This window comes from Providencia xihuensis (assembly GCF_041953405.1).
In the GTDB taxonomy this organism is placed as follows: Bacteria; Pseudomonadota; Gammaproteobacteria; order Enterobacterales; family Enterobacteriaceae; genus Providencia; species Providencia vermicola.
This window is the reverse complement of record NZ_CP169565.1, coordinates 1,314,702-1,330,031: the sequence shown is the minus strand read 5'-3', so window position 1 is coordinate 1,330,031 and position 15,330 is coordinate 1,314,702. Positions and strand designations below refer to the sequence as shown.

The following is a 15,330-nucleotide window of genomic DNA, read 5'->3' as shown; positions in this document are numbered from 1 at the left end:
ACTTATCACTGATAATTTAATGTGTAATATGCGGTGCTATAAAATAGCCCATATGTAATAGTCTGATTAGTTCGAGCTTCTGGTTCAGCTTCAACATAAGCTTTAAATTGAAGCTCAGTATTATTATCCGCCAGATTTTGCGCCAATGATGGAACATTTAACTCTATCGGTGTTTCATTTAAATTTAATAGTCCAATCCCGATTCCATTCGCTTCGCTTTTGTCATTAATCGCTAAATGATCAGGGAGATTAGTATTTTCTACTCCATTAAATGTTACTGTTACCGCGTTAAATACAGACGTATTACAGTTTATTAAATGAATCGAAAATAATAAAGGTTTCGATTTTCCTGTTGAATAAAGCTCTTTTACTGAAACCTCTTTAAAGTCTACTGGCACCTTTTCACTACCTGGTGCAATTTGGCAAGGTGTAACCATCACATTACCCCTAAAAGAATAACTCCCCATATTAGTATGAGTAATATCTGCAACAGCCTGATTTGAACCAAATAAAAAAAGGCAACATACCGATAAATAAATTGTGTTTAATATTTGATTATTATTTTGCATTGTTAACCTCATTGGAATTCAGCGAGGATCGTGCCTGTCGCTGTAAATTCACCATCGTCCACTGTGCTACCTGGAGCTGCAATTGGTGCCGCAGTTAAATTCCAAGTACCTTGGTTATTAAAAAAATTAGGTACAGTATAAGCTTGGTTAGGTTTAACTAATGCTCCCGTCAAATTCTCTTTAATAACAATGCCAAGGTTTGTTCGCTTCACGCCATTTTTTAATGTTCCGTAATAATCCGCATTAAAATCGGCTTGACCTGAAGCACCTGGGAGTAAAGATAACTTGATGTTCAGATCCCCCGTCGTAAAGCTTCCACCTCTACATTTCACTGGGATATTAAAAGGTTCTGCATAATTAATTCCATTTAATTGTTCACTTGTATTTGCAACATCTTTAAAGTCAATATTAATTGGATTTCCATCATTTATCGTACATTCATCAGCAACTGTAATAATTCCCGCAGCCAGTACAACACGTGTTGATGGAATTGGTGGATAAGACGTTAATCCATTAGTCGCGGTTCCTTTTTTAGCAAATACTTGAACTAATTCCGCTTGGTTTATGGTAATTCCATTAATAATCGGTTTTTTTAACCTAAACGTTACTGTTCCGCTAGAGCCTGTTCGAAGCGTTACTGCATAAGGACGGCTATTTGTACTCGTCGGCCTACACTCCATTGGATCAGACCCCCCATTCCACAAGTTCGATGCTGGAACAGCCACTTTCCTAGGCTGCGTCCCGCCAAGCTGGATTTCAACTTTCACATCGAAATACTCATTTAAGGTCAAATAACCCGGATTTTGCATTGATTGGGGTATTGTTGACATTAAATCAAAGGTCATTCCAGAATCGGGATTGTTGTTACCTGGCCCACCAGGCTGCATATAAGTTTGACAATAAATATCAAAATAAGGCCAGTCTGTAACATCAAAATTAAATACCGTCTCTGCGTCTTTTTCATTTATCAAAAGCTGGTTATTCATTCTTGCTTCGAATGTATAGGTCCCTCCATCGGGTATTACAGCCCCATGTGGATACCCAAATACTGACAGAGGTAACAATGCCACTACCGCCAAACTAGTCGCGATCGCTATATCTTTTAATATTTTATTGTTGGATATAGACATTGTTATAAATACTCCAGTTTTAACCTAACTAATCCGCTAAAATTACCTGCTGAAACAACTTGGCTTGTTGCTTCTAAAGATGCGTTTAAGGTAATGTTATTATCCCCTGGCTTAAGCACCCATGAGCCTTTAGGTTGGTTAAGCATTAAATTCTCATGGTCTTGGCTGAAAATACGCAATCCCGCACCTTTAACACCACCACTAACTCTCACTAAATCTGAATTATAGAAATCAGAATCCCCCGCAATACTCAACGAAACCGCGCTTTCACCTGTTAGGTAATAACGCTTACCATTTTGCGTTGCTTCTCCCGCCGAATTTACAAAGGATCTAGATGCACCACGCTGGCAATCTTTAAGCCTCACGCTAAAAGTCACTGGTGTACTTCTATCGCCAATACGATGAAATGACCGCGCACTTACCTCACCTAAATCAACATATTGTTCCTGAGTATTTAATTCAAGAACGCAAGGCGATGCATACACACTCCCTTGAAAATGCACAGTACTGTGTACATCCAATAAGGTTTGACGCGAGGTTTTATCATCAGCCATTTCCGCAACCGCAGAAAAACTGCCGACCCCTAGTAACACAAACCCTAAGCATTTAATTTTCATTCGAATACTCCTAGCGTGGCTGTTGCTCCGGTGGTAGTGCTTTACAGACATTTCCATTACAGCTGTATTTTAGTTCTGGATGGCCGCCGTAATCGTTCACATACATCATGGTAAAGCTTTCACCTGCTCCATTAACCTTAATATCTAGATGAGATTTAGGCGCTACCATTACCCCTGGAAAATCCGTTAATTTTTTCCCACCCTCTGTAATCAACTTATTATTTAAACTAATAATAGTGACAAAATAAGGTGTCGGGTTTTCAGCTCGCCAGTTATTTCCTTGCTTATAAAATGTCACTTGGTCTTGCCAAATTGCACTTTTTGACGTGGGAATAATTGCCGTTGGTCGATAAAATAATTTGATGCGCGATTGCATCGCTAATTGTAAAACATTTGGTTTATCTGGCTTTGGTGGCACTTCCCTAACATTTAAATAAAATAAACTTTCGCGATCTTGAGGAAGTTTATCTATTTCCGCTGTTTTTGAGACTCGAGCAACACCTTTTTGTCCGCCATTAATTCTCTGTAATGGGGGTAATACAACTAATGGAGATGTAATTTTTTTCCCATTTGCATCTTCAACCCAAGATTGCGCTAAAAAGGGAATACTTGAACTGGTGTTTGATAAATTAGCACTCGAAGAGGTTTCCGCACCGGTAATAATCAACCGAGTTCTATCTAGTGATATTCCTGCATATGATTGGCTTACTCCAGCCATAATTACCAGTAAACCACCCACCCATTTTTTTATACAAATCGCCATTTTTTATACCTTATTTAAAAACTTGTTCTGATTGTCATTTCATTATTGGCAAGGCAGTAAAACTGACATACCAGGATTAATTTTTTCAGGTAATTGAATTTTGCATTGCGCTTTCCCACCCCAAGAGACCGTTAATGTTTCTTTAGGATTTACAGCCATCAAATACGCCAATCCATCTTCCATCAACATTGCAACATTAATACCGTCAGCGTTGGTCACATCCGCCCCAAACGGAGGAACTGTATTATTAAAGCGAATTGTGGCAATCAGTTTTTCACCTTGGGCAACAGCAAATCGCTGGTAACCAATCGCCCCTTCCGTCAGTGTTGACGTTGCGATCGCTTTGTTGGTATCAACATCACTATTTAGCTTATCGACATCAATACGGGTATCGAAGCTGTAATAACTCACGATATCTGGTACCACTGAAATACCCGCCCAGTTTGTTCGTGTTTTTTCATGGTTAAATGGCACACCACTAATTCCATTGGTATCGACCATAATCCTGGCTGTATCAGTTGTTGCGCTACTATTATGTAGTGCGGCACCATAGGCTGTTGCGGTAAAGCCGCCGCGCAATGTCCCATTGATGGATGCAGTTTGTCTTTCTTGATAGCTGACGTTGGTATTTACATCAGCAAGTTGAGTGCGCTTTTGATAATAACCGTCAAATTGCACACGATCATCACCACTACGCCCAGCTCTTACTCGCCATAAGTTATTGAAATCTCTATTATCGCTATACGACAACATATGACTTGTTTTACTTCCGCTATTTTGTAAGTCATATCCCGCCCAACGGCTATCACCAACAGGCACAGAGACAGAAAGGGAGACACTATCGTCACGTCTTCCTCGATAATCTGAACGATAAGCGGCAATATTCGTAGAAACCCCATCGATGCCCATTAATCGGAATGTTCGACCAACAGACAAGCCATACCTATCTTGAGATGTTTGATCCCAAAAAGTTTGATGCGTGTAAGTTAAAAATAGTGTTGTTCGCCAATCAGGCTCATCTGCCCAAAACGTTTTATTCGCGGTGATGGTATACATCTCTTTCTGGCGACCTATACCTAAATAACGGTTTTCACGTTCATCTAAATATTGTGATAGTGTGCGAAACTTATCTTGTGAGAAGCGATATCCCGCAAATGTGATCGTACTGTTTATTTCATCAAAAGATTTTGAATAACTCAGACGAAAAGAAGACCCCGTTTCTGTATTTTCACCAGGAATTCGGCTAACTGATTGTGTCACATCCGCAGACAAAGCTCCGAATACAGATAAGTCACGGCCTAACCCTGCTGAAAGTGCGGTATAATCCCGGCCGGCAAATAAGATCCCTCCAATTAACGACCAGTTATTACTCAGCCCCCAAGAGAAATCTCCTGTCGCAAACATTGGCCCTTCTGGCTTATGGTTAAAGCGAGAAGGCTTACCCATTGAGACGTTATAACGAACATAACCAGGTCGAGTTAAATAAGGGATATTGGCGGTATCAATCTGAAAAGTGGATACATCACCGTCATCACCTTCAACTCTAACATCCAAAGTTCCTCGAATTGAGCTTTGCAAATCTTGAATACTAAATGGCCCCGCAGGTACTGTCGTTTCATAAACAACACGCCCTGCTTGGCTCACTATCACCTTTGAATTACTTTTAGCAATGCCATTGATTTGCGGCGCATATCCCCTTAAATTTGGTGGTAACATACGCTCATCGCTGGCTAAGTTAAGTCCTGTATATCGAATAGTATCGAAAATTTGCGAATTTAAATAAATTTCACCCAGAGTTAATTTAGCCGCTATATGAATTAAAGGGCGGTATGCATAAAACTGATTCCAATCGAATTTTCTGTCACCACGCTCATTGTAATTTGCTTGGTAATCAGCTCTAAAACGCCATGCACCTAAATTCACTCCAGCTTGGCCATAAGCAGATAAAGAATGTCTACTTGTATGCCTGACTAAAGAACGTGAAATCGAACCATTTAGGTTATAATCGAACAATAAACCTGAAACACCTGTATCCCAACGCTCAGGCGGTACCCAGCTTGGGTCTGAATACTTCATCCAAGCTTGCGGCATTGTGATATCAAGCTTACCTTCGAAGTTATTAATTTTGACACCTGATATAGGTAAAATATTCGAGCATCCTGGTGAGATCGCCTGAATTTTCTTTAATGCATCTTCTTTAAGTGCCAGCATATCAATTTGTTCAGGCGTAAAACAAACGAGCGTTTTTTCACTATCCTGAGGGTCAATGATATAAGTAACTTTTTGCTGCGATAATGATTGCCCATTAATATAAACATCTAATAGATAAGTACCAGGAAATACAAAGTTGTCTTTTGAAAAGCGAGTTAAGTCAATATTATTACGATCCCCGACATCTAATACATCTGTATTAAATTCAACAATATCGTTAGCTAACATATTAGGTGAGTAACAAAGCATTGCAATATATATTGCAAATATTTTTTTTATATTCCCACTGAAAATAATCATTTTAATTCACTCTGAATTCACTAGCTATTCTAAAAGACCAATCCGATTCTTAATAAAATCGCAAATATTTTTATATTTATTCAAAAATAATCCATTCTAAATCTCAATACACCTGCAAATTCACCCGCCTTAATGTATTTTTGATAAGCGACTAAAGTTGCAGTAAACTCCAAACTGTTTCGTCCCTCGAGCAATGTATAATCAGGTAGCTTTGTATTGAATTTTAGTATTTCTCCATGAGAATTTTTTAATTGAATACCAAAACCTTCTGAATCGCCATTAACTTGAAGTAACTGACCGCGGTCCACAGTGCTTCCCATCATTGTTATTTGAGCTCTTGATGCACTACCTTTATCTTCGGAAGGAAGCGTACAACCGACTAGCTTTATATTAAAATTTTTACTTAAAAGTAAATTAGCATCAGGCGTGATTTCACGTGCACTCACTTCCCCGAAATTAATCCAAAGCTCTCGACTATCAGGATCGATATTACAAGAAGCCTCAATTAACTCGCCTTGCATAACAATATCACCTGGGGTGTTATTTACAGCACTTCCCCAGCTTAATAAGGGCCATAATAAACTAGAGCTTAATGCTATTTTTTTAACTCGAATTATCATGGGTAACACCGCTTTAATTATATTTCTAGGCTCAGTATTGCGGAGTATTTAATACTCCGCATACAATCACTAAATTAATTCCAAATTATTGGTAATCGATTTGGAAGTTAATTGTAGAATCGAAGTTACCTGGAGTAACAGCATTAGATGCGTTATCTGATTTCAGGTATGCAACAAATGGAATTGTTGTTTTACCATTAGTTAAGTTAACCGCTGTAGAAGCCTGGCCCCATACAACATCTTGATTTCCATTATCTCTTAAACCAATACCAGCACCGCTTGCTGTTCCTGAAGTAAATGCAGCTAATGCGCTATCATTCGGATTTACTGTAGATGGCGTGTAAGTAACAGTTGCAGTTTGAGCTACTGTAGTATCACAGCCTTGCAGAACGATATCTTTTTTAACATTACCTGCACGCTCACCATTTTTTAAATTTGATACAGGGATTTGGTAAAAATTAACTTTTACAGGGCTTGACTCTTCGCTTAAACCACAAGCAGAGTTAACAAGCTCACCTGTAATTTCAATTGTACCGTTAGTTGGGGTACCTGTATAAGCGGCCATAGCTGCAAATGAAGCAAAACCTGATGCTAATACTGCGCCGACTACAAATTTATTTAATTTCATATTAATTTAATCCTGTATGATTTATATTTTGCTATAATAGTTGTTCATAACAACTTTAGATAAAAATAATCATTAATCCATATAATGATTATTTTTAATAAAGTTATCACCTTGACAAGTTAAATTTATTTATTTGTATTATCTGTTTATCATGCCTTGTTCTTAATTGTCATGAGCAAAAATTATCGCCACATTTTTTTTGTATCTTTATCTAAGATCGAATAATAGTTTTTTTCATTCATTACAATGCATTTTAATCTTTCGTTATCATGCTTATCTATTACATGATTAAAAAAATCTCGCCATGACTTATTAAATAGTGCTAAGATGGTGTCCATCATTTCAAACGTTAATTTCGTTTTTCCCGTTTCATAGCGAGAAATTTGTTGTTGACTCACATTTAACTTTTTTGCCAGTTCGCTTCCTGTTAAGTTTTGCTCTTTCCTTATCCCTCGCAAATACTGTCCTATTTCTATATTTATCCCTTTAGAAAAATAAGCCATCTTTATTTAACCTTTATATTAAATAATAAATTTTAGACACTTTGTTAAATTTAGAATGATTATATGTCTGAATATTTAGTTTGTATAATTGATAGTGCAAATCTATTTTTATTAAAAAAAAACACCGCCCTATTAAAATAAGTATTTGTTACAAAAAAATGAAACTTAAAGTAAATAACCATTGAATAACAAAGAGTTAATTTTTTGGTAGTGAAAATACTTAGTTAAATATTTACAAATTGATACAATTTAAAATATCAATATATACTTTTAACCCGCGCCATGTTTATTTAGGTTAAAATTTAACCACTAAAGTTAATGAAATAAAATTTTTCCACTCGTATTTTGGGTTTAATTTTATCTTAAATATTTTTTTAAGACTTATCTTAGCCTGTTAAAAAATGAAGTGTTTAGCTCACTAAGCGTAAAGGGGATTTTTAGAATCATATTTATGTGGTTTTAGAATCATAGTGAGAGGATTCATCAGTGAGGTCGAGAATTGAAGTTCGAAATTTCCCTTCTAGCTAAGCCCTTCCCACAAATATTGTTTCAGCTTTATCTTATCATTTGAATCAAAAATAATGCCTTCACTGATAAGTGCTTTTTTATGTCGCGTATAGCTCTCCCCTTTCACAGACAATTTCCCTTGCCCATTTATAATGCGATGGCACGGCAAAGTACTGTCTGCGGGGATCGTGCGGATCACTTGGCATACTTGTCGTACATAAGTAGAGTAACCCGCCATTTTGGCCAGCGTGCCATAAGTCACGACTCGGCCTTCAGGGATACTACCGATTAAGTGATAAATTATATCTTGAAAAGAGGGAGTGCTATTCATAATAAATTGCTTATATTCAATATGTTACTTAACTTAGTAACGTTATTAAGTAGGCCTATATTTAATATAGAAAGCCCATGATACGTCTAAAATCAGAGCAGACAATAGAATGTATTATCACTCTAAATCGCCTTCACAGCCACGACCCTATGATTTTTAATTGTTAAACACACCTAAGTTTCTTTAATATAAAATAAAGTCAAATTGAGGTTACCGTTCGAATTTCATGAAAATACTCTTAATTGAAGATCATATAAAAACCCAACATTGGGTTAAAAATGGCTTAGAAGAAGCAGGTTTTCTTGTGGATACTGCCCAAGATGGCCGTGATGGTCTCTATTTTGCCTTAGAGAATAACTACCAGTTAGTTATTCTCGATATTATGCTCCCTGGCATGGATGGCTGGGACATTTTGAAAATTTTAAGGACATCTAAAAATGTTCCTGTAATTTGCCTCACCGCTCGCGATGCAGTAGACGACCGAATTAAAGGATTAGAGCTCGGTGCAAATGACTATCTCGTTAAACCATTTTCATTCTCAGAATTACTCGCTCGGGTTAAAAATCTCTTAAAAGTTCATCAACCCACATCTACAAATATGGCGGTTGCGGATTTAAAAATAGACCTTACTCGCCATGAAGTTGAACGTGGTGGTATAAAAATCACCTTAACCCGTCAAGAATTTTCTCTTTTACTGTTTTTTGTACTGCATTGTGATGAAATCTTGCCGAGAGCATTAATTGCAAGTGAAGTTTGGGGGATTGATTTTGACAGCGATACCAATGTTATTGATGTCGCTATTCGCCGGCTAAGAAAGAAAATCGATGATAATTTTGACGTTAAACTCATCGAAACGATTCGTGGTATGGGATATCGCTTAAATAGGCCAGAAAAATGAAAAAAAAATCGCTACGCTTTAAGCTTATTTCATTATTTATTGCTTTGATGGTTGTAAATGCAGGTATGGTGACGTGGGTTTTGTATCACTCACTTAAAAATGAGCTCGTTGAACAAGATAACAACTTACTCATTAACCGAGCCCACCAGCTCGCCAAGTTAATTTCCAGTGGTATTGATATCAAAACGCTTCCCATGTATTTCCAAAGCATGATGGATATGCGCCAAGATATTATCCAAATCTCGGATGACGCTGGGCGCGTATTAGTTTCGACAAATAATGCGCAACTTGATACCCAACAACTCAAATTAGTGCCACAAAAACAATTAAATCTCAATGTTATCAACCATGGGAAAACAGCGCAGGGGATCTCCTTTTCCTCCGTATATTTCGTTTCAAACTCCCCACAAGGGCCCTTACAAGTTGTTCTCGGCAAAATATCGGTCGACCGCAGTGGCATCTTAGCCCAATATTTAACCCAAAGTATGCTGGTTTCAGCATTTTCAATATTACTCATGGGGATACTCAGTATATGGCTCTTGAAAAAAGGACTGTCAGATATTCAATCGCTTAGCCAAATCACAGCAAAAACAGATATTTATACATTAAAGAACCCTATCGATATTGAGCAGTTGCCGCAAGAGCTTAAAGAGCTGGGTAAATCAATGAATACCATGCGCCAACGATTGAAGCATGATTTTGTTAAACTCACCCAATTGGCTGATGACTTAGCCCATGAGTTAAGAACCCCAATTAATGCTATTCGTGTGCAGAATGAAGTTACATTGCAGCGGCCTCGTAGTGTTGCCGAATATGAAACGATGATCGTCAGTAATATCGAAGAGTTGGATAAACTGGCTAAAATGATCCAAAACACCCTATTTATTGCCCGTGCTGAAAATAAGAACATTACGTTGAATCGCGAAAACATCGTTTTATTTCAAGTTATTGATGAGGTGTATGAGCTATTTTCCGCCTATGCACAAGAAAAACAAATCGAGCTATCATGTGAGCCATCGTCATTAACCCTTTATGCTGACCCTACACTACTCACCCGAGTTTTCATTAACATTTTCTCAAATGCAATTAAATTTTCTCACGCACAAACTCGCGTACTCACTGAAATCACTACATATCCAAACCACCAAGAAATTAAAATCACTAACCAAGGCGATCTGCTGCAAGATAATGAGGAAATTTTCACTCGTTTTTGGCGGGGGGATAATGCTCGTTCAACAGAAGGCTCTGGTTTAGGATTAGCAATTGTTAAAGCAATTGTTGAATTGCATGGTGGGTCAGTAAGCTTTGAACACTGCTCAGGTACCAGTACAATTACCCTCCGATTTCCTACAATCAAGTAAGATGACAAATTTGTCATCTTACTGTCAGCTTTATTTTTTGCGCGTTTGATATAACAGATTTAACCCACCTTATTACTCTGGAGCGCACAATGAAAAAAACACCAAAAATTCCGACGTCTCAAATCACAGATGAGTCGATTTTTTTTATGAAACGCCGACAACTTCTTAAAGCCTTGGGTATCGGAGCCGCAGGATTAACCCTTGCATCTACGGCAAATGCAGGTTTATTTTCTTGGTTTAGTGACGATACCCCCGCGACTCCAACCGTGCCTAGAAAATCGCTGATATTTATTCAACCTCAGGAATACCAATCATCACTTATTCTGACACCAGAAGATAAAGTGACTGGGTATAATAACTTTTATGAGTTTGGACTCGGTAAGTCAGATCCCGCCGATAATGCTCATACATTAGTCACTGACGAATGGACTGTCACGATTGAGGGTGAAGTTAGCCATCCAATGACTCTCAATTTAGATGACATCAACACTAAGTTTCCCTTAGAAGAACGTATTTATCGAATGCGCTGCGTAGAAGCGTGGTCGATGGTTATTCCATGGGTTGGTTTTCCACTTGCGAAGTTATTAGCGCTAGTGGAACCTACGAGCAAAGCTAAATATGTCGCCTTTGAAACACGTTACGCCCCCGAACAAATGCCTGGGCAAAAAAGTCGTTATGTTGGTGGCGGGTTAGCCTATCCCTATGTGGAAGGATTACGCTTAGATGAAGCAATGAATCCACTCACTTTATTGGCCACTGGCGTATATGGAAAAAGCTTACCTAACCAAAATGGCGCACCTATCCGACTAGTCGTTCCTTGGAAATACGGCTTTAAAGGCATTAAGTCTATCGTGAAAATCCGCCTAACTGAGCAAATGCCCGAAACAACGTGGAACCTTTCTGCACCAGATGAATATGGTTTTTATGCCAATGTAAATCCTCACGTAAACCACCCCCGCTGGTCACAAGCAACTGAACGTTTTATTGGTGCAGGTGGCTTAGGCCAAGTAACTCGGCAACCCACGTTGCTCTTTAATGGATATGCCGACCAAGTGGCAAGCTTATACCAAGGAATGGACTTGCGGAGATACTATTAATGTCCCAAGAAAATAAACTAACAGTATTGTTAACCAAAGGGAGTATTCACCTTGTTGCTCTACTCCCTTTGTTGTGGTTAATTTTTTTAATAGATACCCAGCAACTTGGCGCCGATCCCACTAAAGATATACAACATTTTACAGGGATCACTGTGTTACGTTTATTAGTTCTGATTGCGTGCATCCCACTTATTGCTCAATTATTACGATTTACCACATTGTTTCAAACACGCAAAGCACTTGGGCTCTGGTGTTTTTTTTGGGCAGCTCTACATTTAAGCAGTTATCTGTTACTTGAAATCGGTATAAATAATTTGGGGTTATTTTTTGAAGAAATTTATTCGCGAGTTTATTTAGTTATTGGCGCTATCGCTTGGCTATGTTTATTTCTGATGGCTATTAGCTCATTAAACTGTATACGTAGTTGGTTAGGTACATGGTGGAAAAGAGTCCATATGCTACTTTACCCTACCCTCTTACTTGTACTTTGCCATTACATTTTGTCACTCAAAACACTCACACCTGAACCTTTTATCTATTTAGGGCTAGTTGGATGTGCATTTTTTTATCGTATAAAGAATCAATGGAAAATGTCTATTTCATCATAAATATAAATTGAAATGAATAAAACCTATCGTTTATTTTTTTATATCTTTTTATGATATGTTTAAACATAATTCGAATACTTTTAAACACCTCTAAAAAATACATGCCAACAAAAATAATTTTATATTTTCAATGTATATTCAGAGTTATCACAGACTAAAACAATTCTTTAATTTACGATATAACTCGACTAAGATAGATGGTGAAAATAACTAAAAAAGATAGAGTGAGTAGTTAACATGAAAGATATTAATAAAGAAAATAAATATATTAGCTTTAGAAATAATGGAGTTTTTTTGATTACTGCCATAGTCAATTCAACTATTTGTTTTTCTTTATTTGGCTTCATAGGTGGGACATTTGGTCTTTTAACAACACTATTCTCTAATGTCGTTTATGATACAAAGCCTGATAGTAGTAATATTTTTTATGTATTTTTTTTATTATGTTTAGTTATCGTTGGTGGGGGGGTTGGTTTTATACTAAAGCTAACAATTTATTTTCATATTTACTTATTTATCCTCTCCTATTGCTATTACCTATTTTACAAAAAAGATGATTACTTAGATCGTACATTTCCATTTTTGATTATCTTTTCTTGTATGGGAACAACACTTGACTCTATTAGCTTTGACTTGCCGATGGCCTTTATCTCAGGGGTTGCTATTAGTCTGCTTACATTTAGCTTACTTAGACATAAAAATTTTGAAAGTCATGCATTTAAAAATGGATTATTTTCAAAGGAAATATATCATAGTGATGAAAAAGTATATATACGCGCTTTCTTATTCAGTTTTTTTCTATTTTTAAGTCTTTCAATACCTGACTATCTAAATTTATATAAACCTTATTGGTCGCCTCTAACATTCATTATGTTACTCCATCCAAAAGAAATGCACATAATAAAGGTTACCTTACTTAGGTTTTTAGGAAGTCTATTGGCAGCCGTTTTTGTTATTGCCATGTTTAGCATAACCAAATCACAGGAAACTTATATTTACTTAGCAGTTTTAGCTTTAATCATATTTTTCATGCCAACACTTTTCCGCTTAAATTATCTACTAAAAACATTTTCTATTACTGTTTTTGTTCTACTTCTTCTTGAAGAAACTCAATTTTTACATAACCCAAGTTACTTACTACCGATATCAAGAGCATATGAGACATTTATCGGTGGTGCTGTTGCAATTCTTGCAAGCTTAGTTTTAAATATTTTTAGGATCCTAAAAAAAGAAAAATCATAAATTAAAATTTATAGTAATAAAAATAAGGAAGCCTTCTTTAAGTAAATGTTGAAGCTTCCTCTATATTTAGACTGCCATTGAAGAAAACCATAACAAAAAAAATAACTACACTCTTATAAAAGTTTTCATACATATTATTTATTTTTACTTCTATTACAATACCAGCGGCTAAACCAACGTGTAATGTAAATATAAACTAAAATAATTAATGTAATAGTGAAAATATCCATATTTAATGTTTTTGTGTCAAAACCAATTATGCTGATAAATATCACAGGTGATAATACCAAAAGTATTAAATCAAAAAACAATTGTAATCTATAAGGCTCTGAAGTAATTCCATGCCATATTGATTTAGCTATTTTCATTTCAAAGCTCCTTGTTCTATTGTAAACTTAAAAATAACAGTATCATATTTAACTATATTGCTTATTACTCACTGAGTATCCAATATAGATAGCAGCAAACCCGATAACGACACTTAAAATCAAGTAACTAACTGCCACTAAGAAAGCCCCTGGATACTTCATTATCTCAACGGCGCCATAGACAAAACTAGAAAATGTTGATAATCCACCCATTACACCTGTGGCAAAAAATGCATTCATCCCTTGGCCTATTTTCTTCCTCATTAATAGTCCAGCGACAATGCCCAGCAATAATGATGCGATAATATTTGCTATAAATATGTCAAGGGGAAAGTGATCATTCATGGTAGGAACAGACACCATCAGTAATTCTCGGGAAATTGCGCCAATTGCACCACCAATAAAAACTAAGATCATAATATTCATTTTTAGCCCCTGTTAGTTTGCTAACCAAGCACCAATAAATGCCGCAGCTAACCCAAATAAAACCGAAATTAATAAGTAAAAGAGTGCGAGTAATTTTTGTTTAGTTTGAGTCAACTTCAAGGCATCAAGCTGCATGCTACTGAATGTTGTATACCCCCCCAGTAACCCTGTTAAAATAGCTGATTGTAGAAATGTCCCATAGCGGTCATCCCAATCAATAGAAAAATAACGGCTTAAAAAACCAATAACAAATGCGCCAGAAATATTAATGATGAACGTTGATAATGGAAATTTTCCGTGATAGCTCTCGCCCACTAGGCGACCAATCCACCAACGCAGTAGTGAACCAATACCTCCGCCAGCTCCAACTAATAAAATATCAATAGCTACCATTGCAGCATCCTCTATTTGATATCATAGATATAAAAACATCGTTTCTAGAATTTAAATTAAATACATTAATGTAATATCAAAAATTAACAGTCATTAAATGAGCATAATTAAATAGCCAGTGAATACTTTTGATAATTTAAAATAGTTCACTCTGATATTGTTATATTCCAAATCGATGTACATACCTTTTCTAATAGGAATTTATTGTGGCTAAAAACAATCATCGATAATGGTCTTTCTTCCGAGAGCTGAATTAAAAACTGCCATATATCTTTCTGTAAGTGAGCATCTAATTGTGCAGTGATTTCATCTGCAATTAAGGTTTTTGTTCTTGGGTCTAATGCTCTTAATAAGGCAATTCGAGCAAGCTCTCCGCCCGACAGTTCATTTGGTCTTCTAGCCAACCACTCTGATTTAATAAACAAACGTTCAAGGTAGTATGGAGCAGGCTCCCAAGCATCCTTCACACTTTCACCGACTGTCCGATAAGGGTTAAAGCACTTTTCAGGATGTTGAGGAACGAGCTGAACAGGGCAATATTCGTTTTGAGACAATTTTTTTCCATTAAATAGCACATCTCCTTGCGCAGGTATTTGCCATTGGGCTAATACACGGCCTAATGTTGTTTTACCAAAACCACTCGGTGCTGAAATCCCTAGGCGCTCATTTTTATTCAGTGAAAATGACAGTGAATCCCATAATGTACGGTTATCTTGCTTTATACATAAGTTTTTGACTTCTAACATGTTGAAACTCTC

Annotated in this window: 18 protein-coding genes; 5 read left to right on the top strand and 13 right to left on the bottom strand. The window is 36.7% G+C overall.

What is annotated here, in order from left to right; genetic code table 11:
• Window positions 1-5: 5 nt before the first annotated feature.
• From ACE2AL_RS05775 to ACE2AL_RS05735, 9 genes are all read right to left on the bottom strand, one after another.
• Window positions 6-569 carry a fimbrial protein gene (locus ACE2AL_RS05775; RefSeq protein WP_272539055.1) on the bottom strand — a complete coding sequence of 188 codons (564 nt, stop codon included), beginning with the start codon at window positions 567-569 and terminating at the stop codon, window positions 6-8.
• A gap of 8 nt (window positions 570-577) precedes the next feature.
• Complete coding sequence (locus ACE2AL_RS05770; protein WP_375084138.1) at window positions 578-1,699, bottom strand: fimbrial protein; 1,122 nt, start codon at window positions 1,697-1,699, stop codon at window positions 578-580.
• Between the two features lie 2 nt (window positions 1,700-1,701).
• Entirely contained in the window at window positions 1,702-2,316 is a 615-nt protein-coding gene (locus ACE2AL_RS05765) for a fimbrial protein (RefSeq protein WP_206082838.1), read from the bottom strand.
• Window positions 2,317-2,326: 10 nt separating this feature from the next.
• Window positions 2,327-3,034: a molecular chaperone gene (locus ACE2AL_RS05760; RefSeq protein ID WP_371007075.1), complete on the bottom strand. Its 708-nt coding sequence runs from the start codon at window positions 3,032-3,034 to the stop codon at window positions 2,327-2,329.
• An 87-nt stretch (window positions 3,035-3,121) separates the two neighbouring features.
• Window positions 3,122-5,590: a fimbria/pilus outer membrane usher protein gene (locus ACE2AL_RS05755; RefSeq protein ID WP_371007061.1), complete on the bottom strand. Its 2,469-nt coding sequence runs from the start codon at window positions 5,588-5,590 to the stop codon at window positions 3,122-3,124.
• Between the two features lie 80 nt (window positions 5,591-5,670).
• On the bottom strand, window positions 5,671-6,210 hold the full coding sequence (locus tag ACE2AL_RS05750) for a fimbrial protein (protein WP_206082841.1): 540 nt from the start codon (window positions 6,208-6,210) through the stop codon (window positions 5,671-5,673).
• Window positions 6,211-6,295: 85 nt separating this feature from the next.
• On the bottom strand, window positions 6,296-6,838 hold the full coding sequence (locus ACE2AL_RS05745; protein ID WP_206082842.1) for a fimbrial protein: 543 nt from the start codon (window positions 6,836-6,838) through the stop codon (window positions 6,296-6,298).
• A 182-nt stretch (window positions 6,839-7,020) separates the two neighbouring features.
• Entirely contained in the window at window positions 7,021-7,341 is a 321-nt protein-coding gene (locus ACE2AL_RS05740) for a helix-turn-helix domain-containing protein (protein ID WP_206082843.1), read from the bottom strand.
• 520 nt (window positions 7,342-7,861) lie between these two features.
• Window positions 7,862-8,179 (bottom strand): MGMT family protein, encoded by a 318-nt coding sequence (locus tag ACE2AL_RS05735; protein WP_206082844.1) that lies wholly within the window; start codon window positions 8,177-8,179, stop codon window positions 7,862-7,864.
• Window positions 8,180-8,405: 226 nt separating this feature from the next.
• On the opposite strand from ACE2AL_RS05735, the gene ACE2AL_RS05730 reads away from it, so the two are divergent.
• From ACE2AL_RS05730 to ACE2AL_RS05710, 5 genes are all read left to right on the top strand, one after another.
• Window positions 8,406-9,077, top strand: coding sequence for a heavy metal response regulator transcription factor (locus ACE2AL_RS05730; RefSeq protein ID WP_272681222.1), 672 nt, complete (start codon window positions 8,406-8,408; stop codon window positions 9,075-9,077).
• Entirely contained in the window at window positions 9,074-10,438 is a 1,365-nt protein-coding gene (locus tag ACE2AL_RS05725) for a heavy metal sensor histidine kinase (protein WP_375084137.1), read from the top strand. Before ACE2AL_RS05730 ends, ACE2AL_RS05725 begins: the two co-directional genes overlap by 4 nt.
• Window positions 10,439-10,527: 89 nt before the next feature.
• Complete coding sequence (gene msrP / locus ACE2AL_RS05720; RefSeq protein ID WP_206082847.1) at window positions 10,528-11,535, top strand: protein-methionine-sulfoxide reductase catalytic subunit MsrP; 1,008 nt, start codon at window positions 10,528-10,530, stop codon at window positions 11,533-11,535.
• On the top strand, window positions 11,535-12,143 hold the full coding sequence (locus ACE2AL_RS05715; RefSeq protein ID WP_353165770.1) for a ferric reductase-like transmembrane domain-containing protein: 609 nt from the start codon (window positions 11,535-11,537) through the stop codon (window positions 12,141-12,143). The genes msrP and ACE2AL_RS05715 overlap by 1 nt, the downstream gene beginning before the upstream one ends.
• A gap of 237 nt (window positions 12,144-12,380) precedes the next feature.
• Window positions 12,381-13,385 carry an FUSC family protein gene (locus ACE2AL_RS05710; RefSeq protein ID WP_375084136.1) on the top strand — a complete coding sequence of 335 codons (1,005 nt, stop codon included), beginning with the start codon at window positions 12,381-12,383 and terminating at the stop codon, window positions 13,383-13,385.
• Between the two features lie 134 nt (window positions 13,386-13,519).
• Here the strand turns inward: ACE2AL_RS05710 and ACE2AL_RS05705 are convergent, their stop codons facing one another.
• From ACE2AL_RS05705 to ACE2AL_RS05690, 4 genes are all read right to left on the bottom strand, one after another.
• Window positions 13,520-13,753, bottom strand: a complete 234-nt coding sequence (locus ACE2AL_RS05705; RefSeq protein ID WP_349415666.1) for a hypothetical protein — start codon at window positions 13,751-13,753, stop codon at window positions 13,520-13,522.
• A 48-nt stretch (window positions 13,754-13,801) separates the two neighbouring features.
• A complete protein-coding gene (locus tag ACE2AL_RS05700) occupies window positions 13,802-14,179 on the bottom strand; it encodes a CrcB family protein (RefSeq protein WP_206082851.1) in 378 nt (125 codons plus the stop codon).
• 12 nt (window positions 14,180-14,191) lie between these two features.
• Window positions 14,192-14,572: a fluoride efflux transporter CrcB gene (gene crcB, locus ACE2AL_RS05695; protein ID WP_206082852.1), complete on the bottom strand. Its 381-nt coding sequence runs from the start codon at window positions 14,570-14,572 to the stop codon at window positions 14,192-14,194.
• Window positions 14,573-14,718: 146 nt separating this feature from the next.
• Complete coding sequence (locus tag ACE2AL_RS05690) at window positions 14,719-15,318, bottom strand: ATP-binding cassette domain-containing protein (protein WP_206082853.1); 600 nt, start codon at window positions 15,316-15,318, stop codon at window positions 14,719-14,721.
• Window positions 15,319-15,330 lie beyond the last annotated feature (12 nt).

Bases quoted from the DNA above. Each gene is read 5' to 3' on its own strand.
- ACE2AL_RS05775 (WP_272539055.1), bottom strand. From the start codon at position 569: ATGCAAAATAATAATCAAATATTAAACACAATTTATTTATCGGTATGT.
- ACE2AL_RS05770 (WP_375084138.1), bottom strand. From the start codon at position 1,699: ATGTCTATATCCAACAATAAAATATTAAAAGATATAGCGATCGCGACT.
- ACE2AL_RS05765 (WP_206082838.1), bottom strand. From the start codon at position 2,316: ATGAAAATTAAATGCTTAGGGTTTGTGTTACTAGGGGTCGGCAGTTTT.
- ACE2AL_RS05760 (WP_371007075.1), bottom strand. From the start codon at position 3,034: ATGGCTGGAGTAAGCCAATCATATGCAGGAATATCACTAGATAGAACT.
- ACE2AL_RS05755 (WP_371007061.1), bottom strand. From the start codon at position 5,590: ATGATTATTTTCAGTGGGAATATAAAAAAAATATTTGCAATATATATT.
- ACE2AL_RS05750 (WP_206082841.1), bottom strand. From the start codon at position 6,210: ATGATAATTCGAGTTAAAAAAATAGCATTAAGCTCTAGTTTATTATGG.
- ACE2AL_RS05745 (WP_206082842.1), bottom strand. From the start codon at position 6,838: ATGAAATTAAATAAATTTGTAGTCGGCGCAGTATTAGCATCAGGTTTT.
- ACE2AL_RS05740 (WP_206082843.1), bottom strand. From the start codon at position 7,341: ATGGCTTATTTTTCTAAAGGGATAAATATAGAAATAGGACAGTATTTG.
- ACE2AL_RS05735 (WP_206082844.1), bottom strand. From the start codon at position 8,179: ATGAATAGCACTCCCTCTTTTCAAGATATAATTTATCACTTAATCGGT.
- ACE2AL_RS05730 (WP_272681222.1), top strand. From the start codon at position 8,406: ATGAAAATACTCTTAATTGAAGATCATATAAAAACCCAACATTGGGTT.
- ACE2AL_RS05725 (WP_375084137.1), top strand. From the start codon at position 9,074: ATGAAAAAAAAATCGCTACGCTTTAAGCTTATTTCATTATTTATTGCT.
- msrP (WP_206082847.1), top strand. From the start codon at position 10,528: ATGAAAAAAACACCAAAAATTCCGACGTCTCAAATCACAGATGAGTCG.
- ACE2AL_RS05715 (WP_353165770.1), top strand. From the start codon at position 11,535: ATGTCCCAAGAAAATAAACTAACAGTATTGTTAACCAAAGGGAGTATT.
- ACE2AL_RS05710 (WP_375084136.1), top strand. From the start codon at position 12,381: ATGAAAGATATTAATAAAGAAAATAAATATATTAGCTTTAGAAATAAT.
- ACE2AL_RS05705 (WP_349415666.1), bottom strand. From the start codon at position 13,753: ATGAAAATAGCTAAATCAATATGGCATGGAATTACTTCAGAGCCTTAT.
- ACE2AL_RS05700 (WP_206082851.1), bottom strand. From the start codon at position 14,179: ATGAATATTATGATCTTAGTTTTTATTGGTGGTGCAATTGGCGCAATT.
- crcB (WP_206082852.1), bottom strand. From the start codon at position 14,572: ATGGTAGCTATTGATATTTTATTAGTTGGAGCTGGCGGAGGTATTGGT.
- ACE2AL_RS05690 (WP_206082853.1), bottom strand. From the start codon at position 15,318: ATGTTAGAAGTCAAAAACTTATGTATAAAGCAAGATAACCGTACATTA.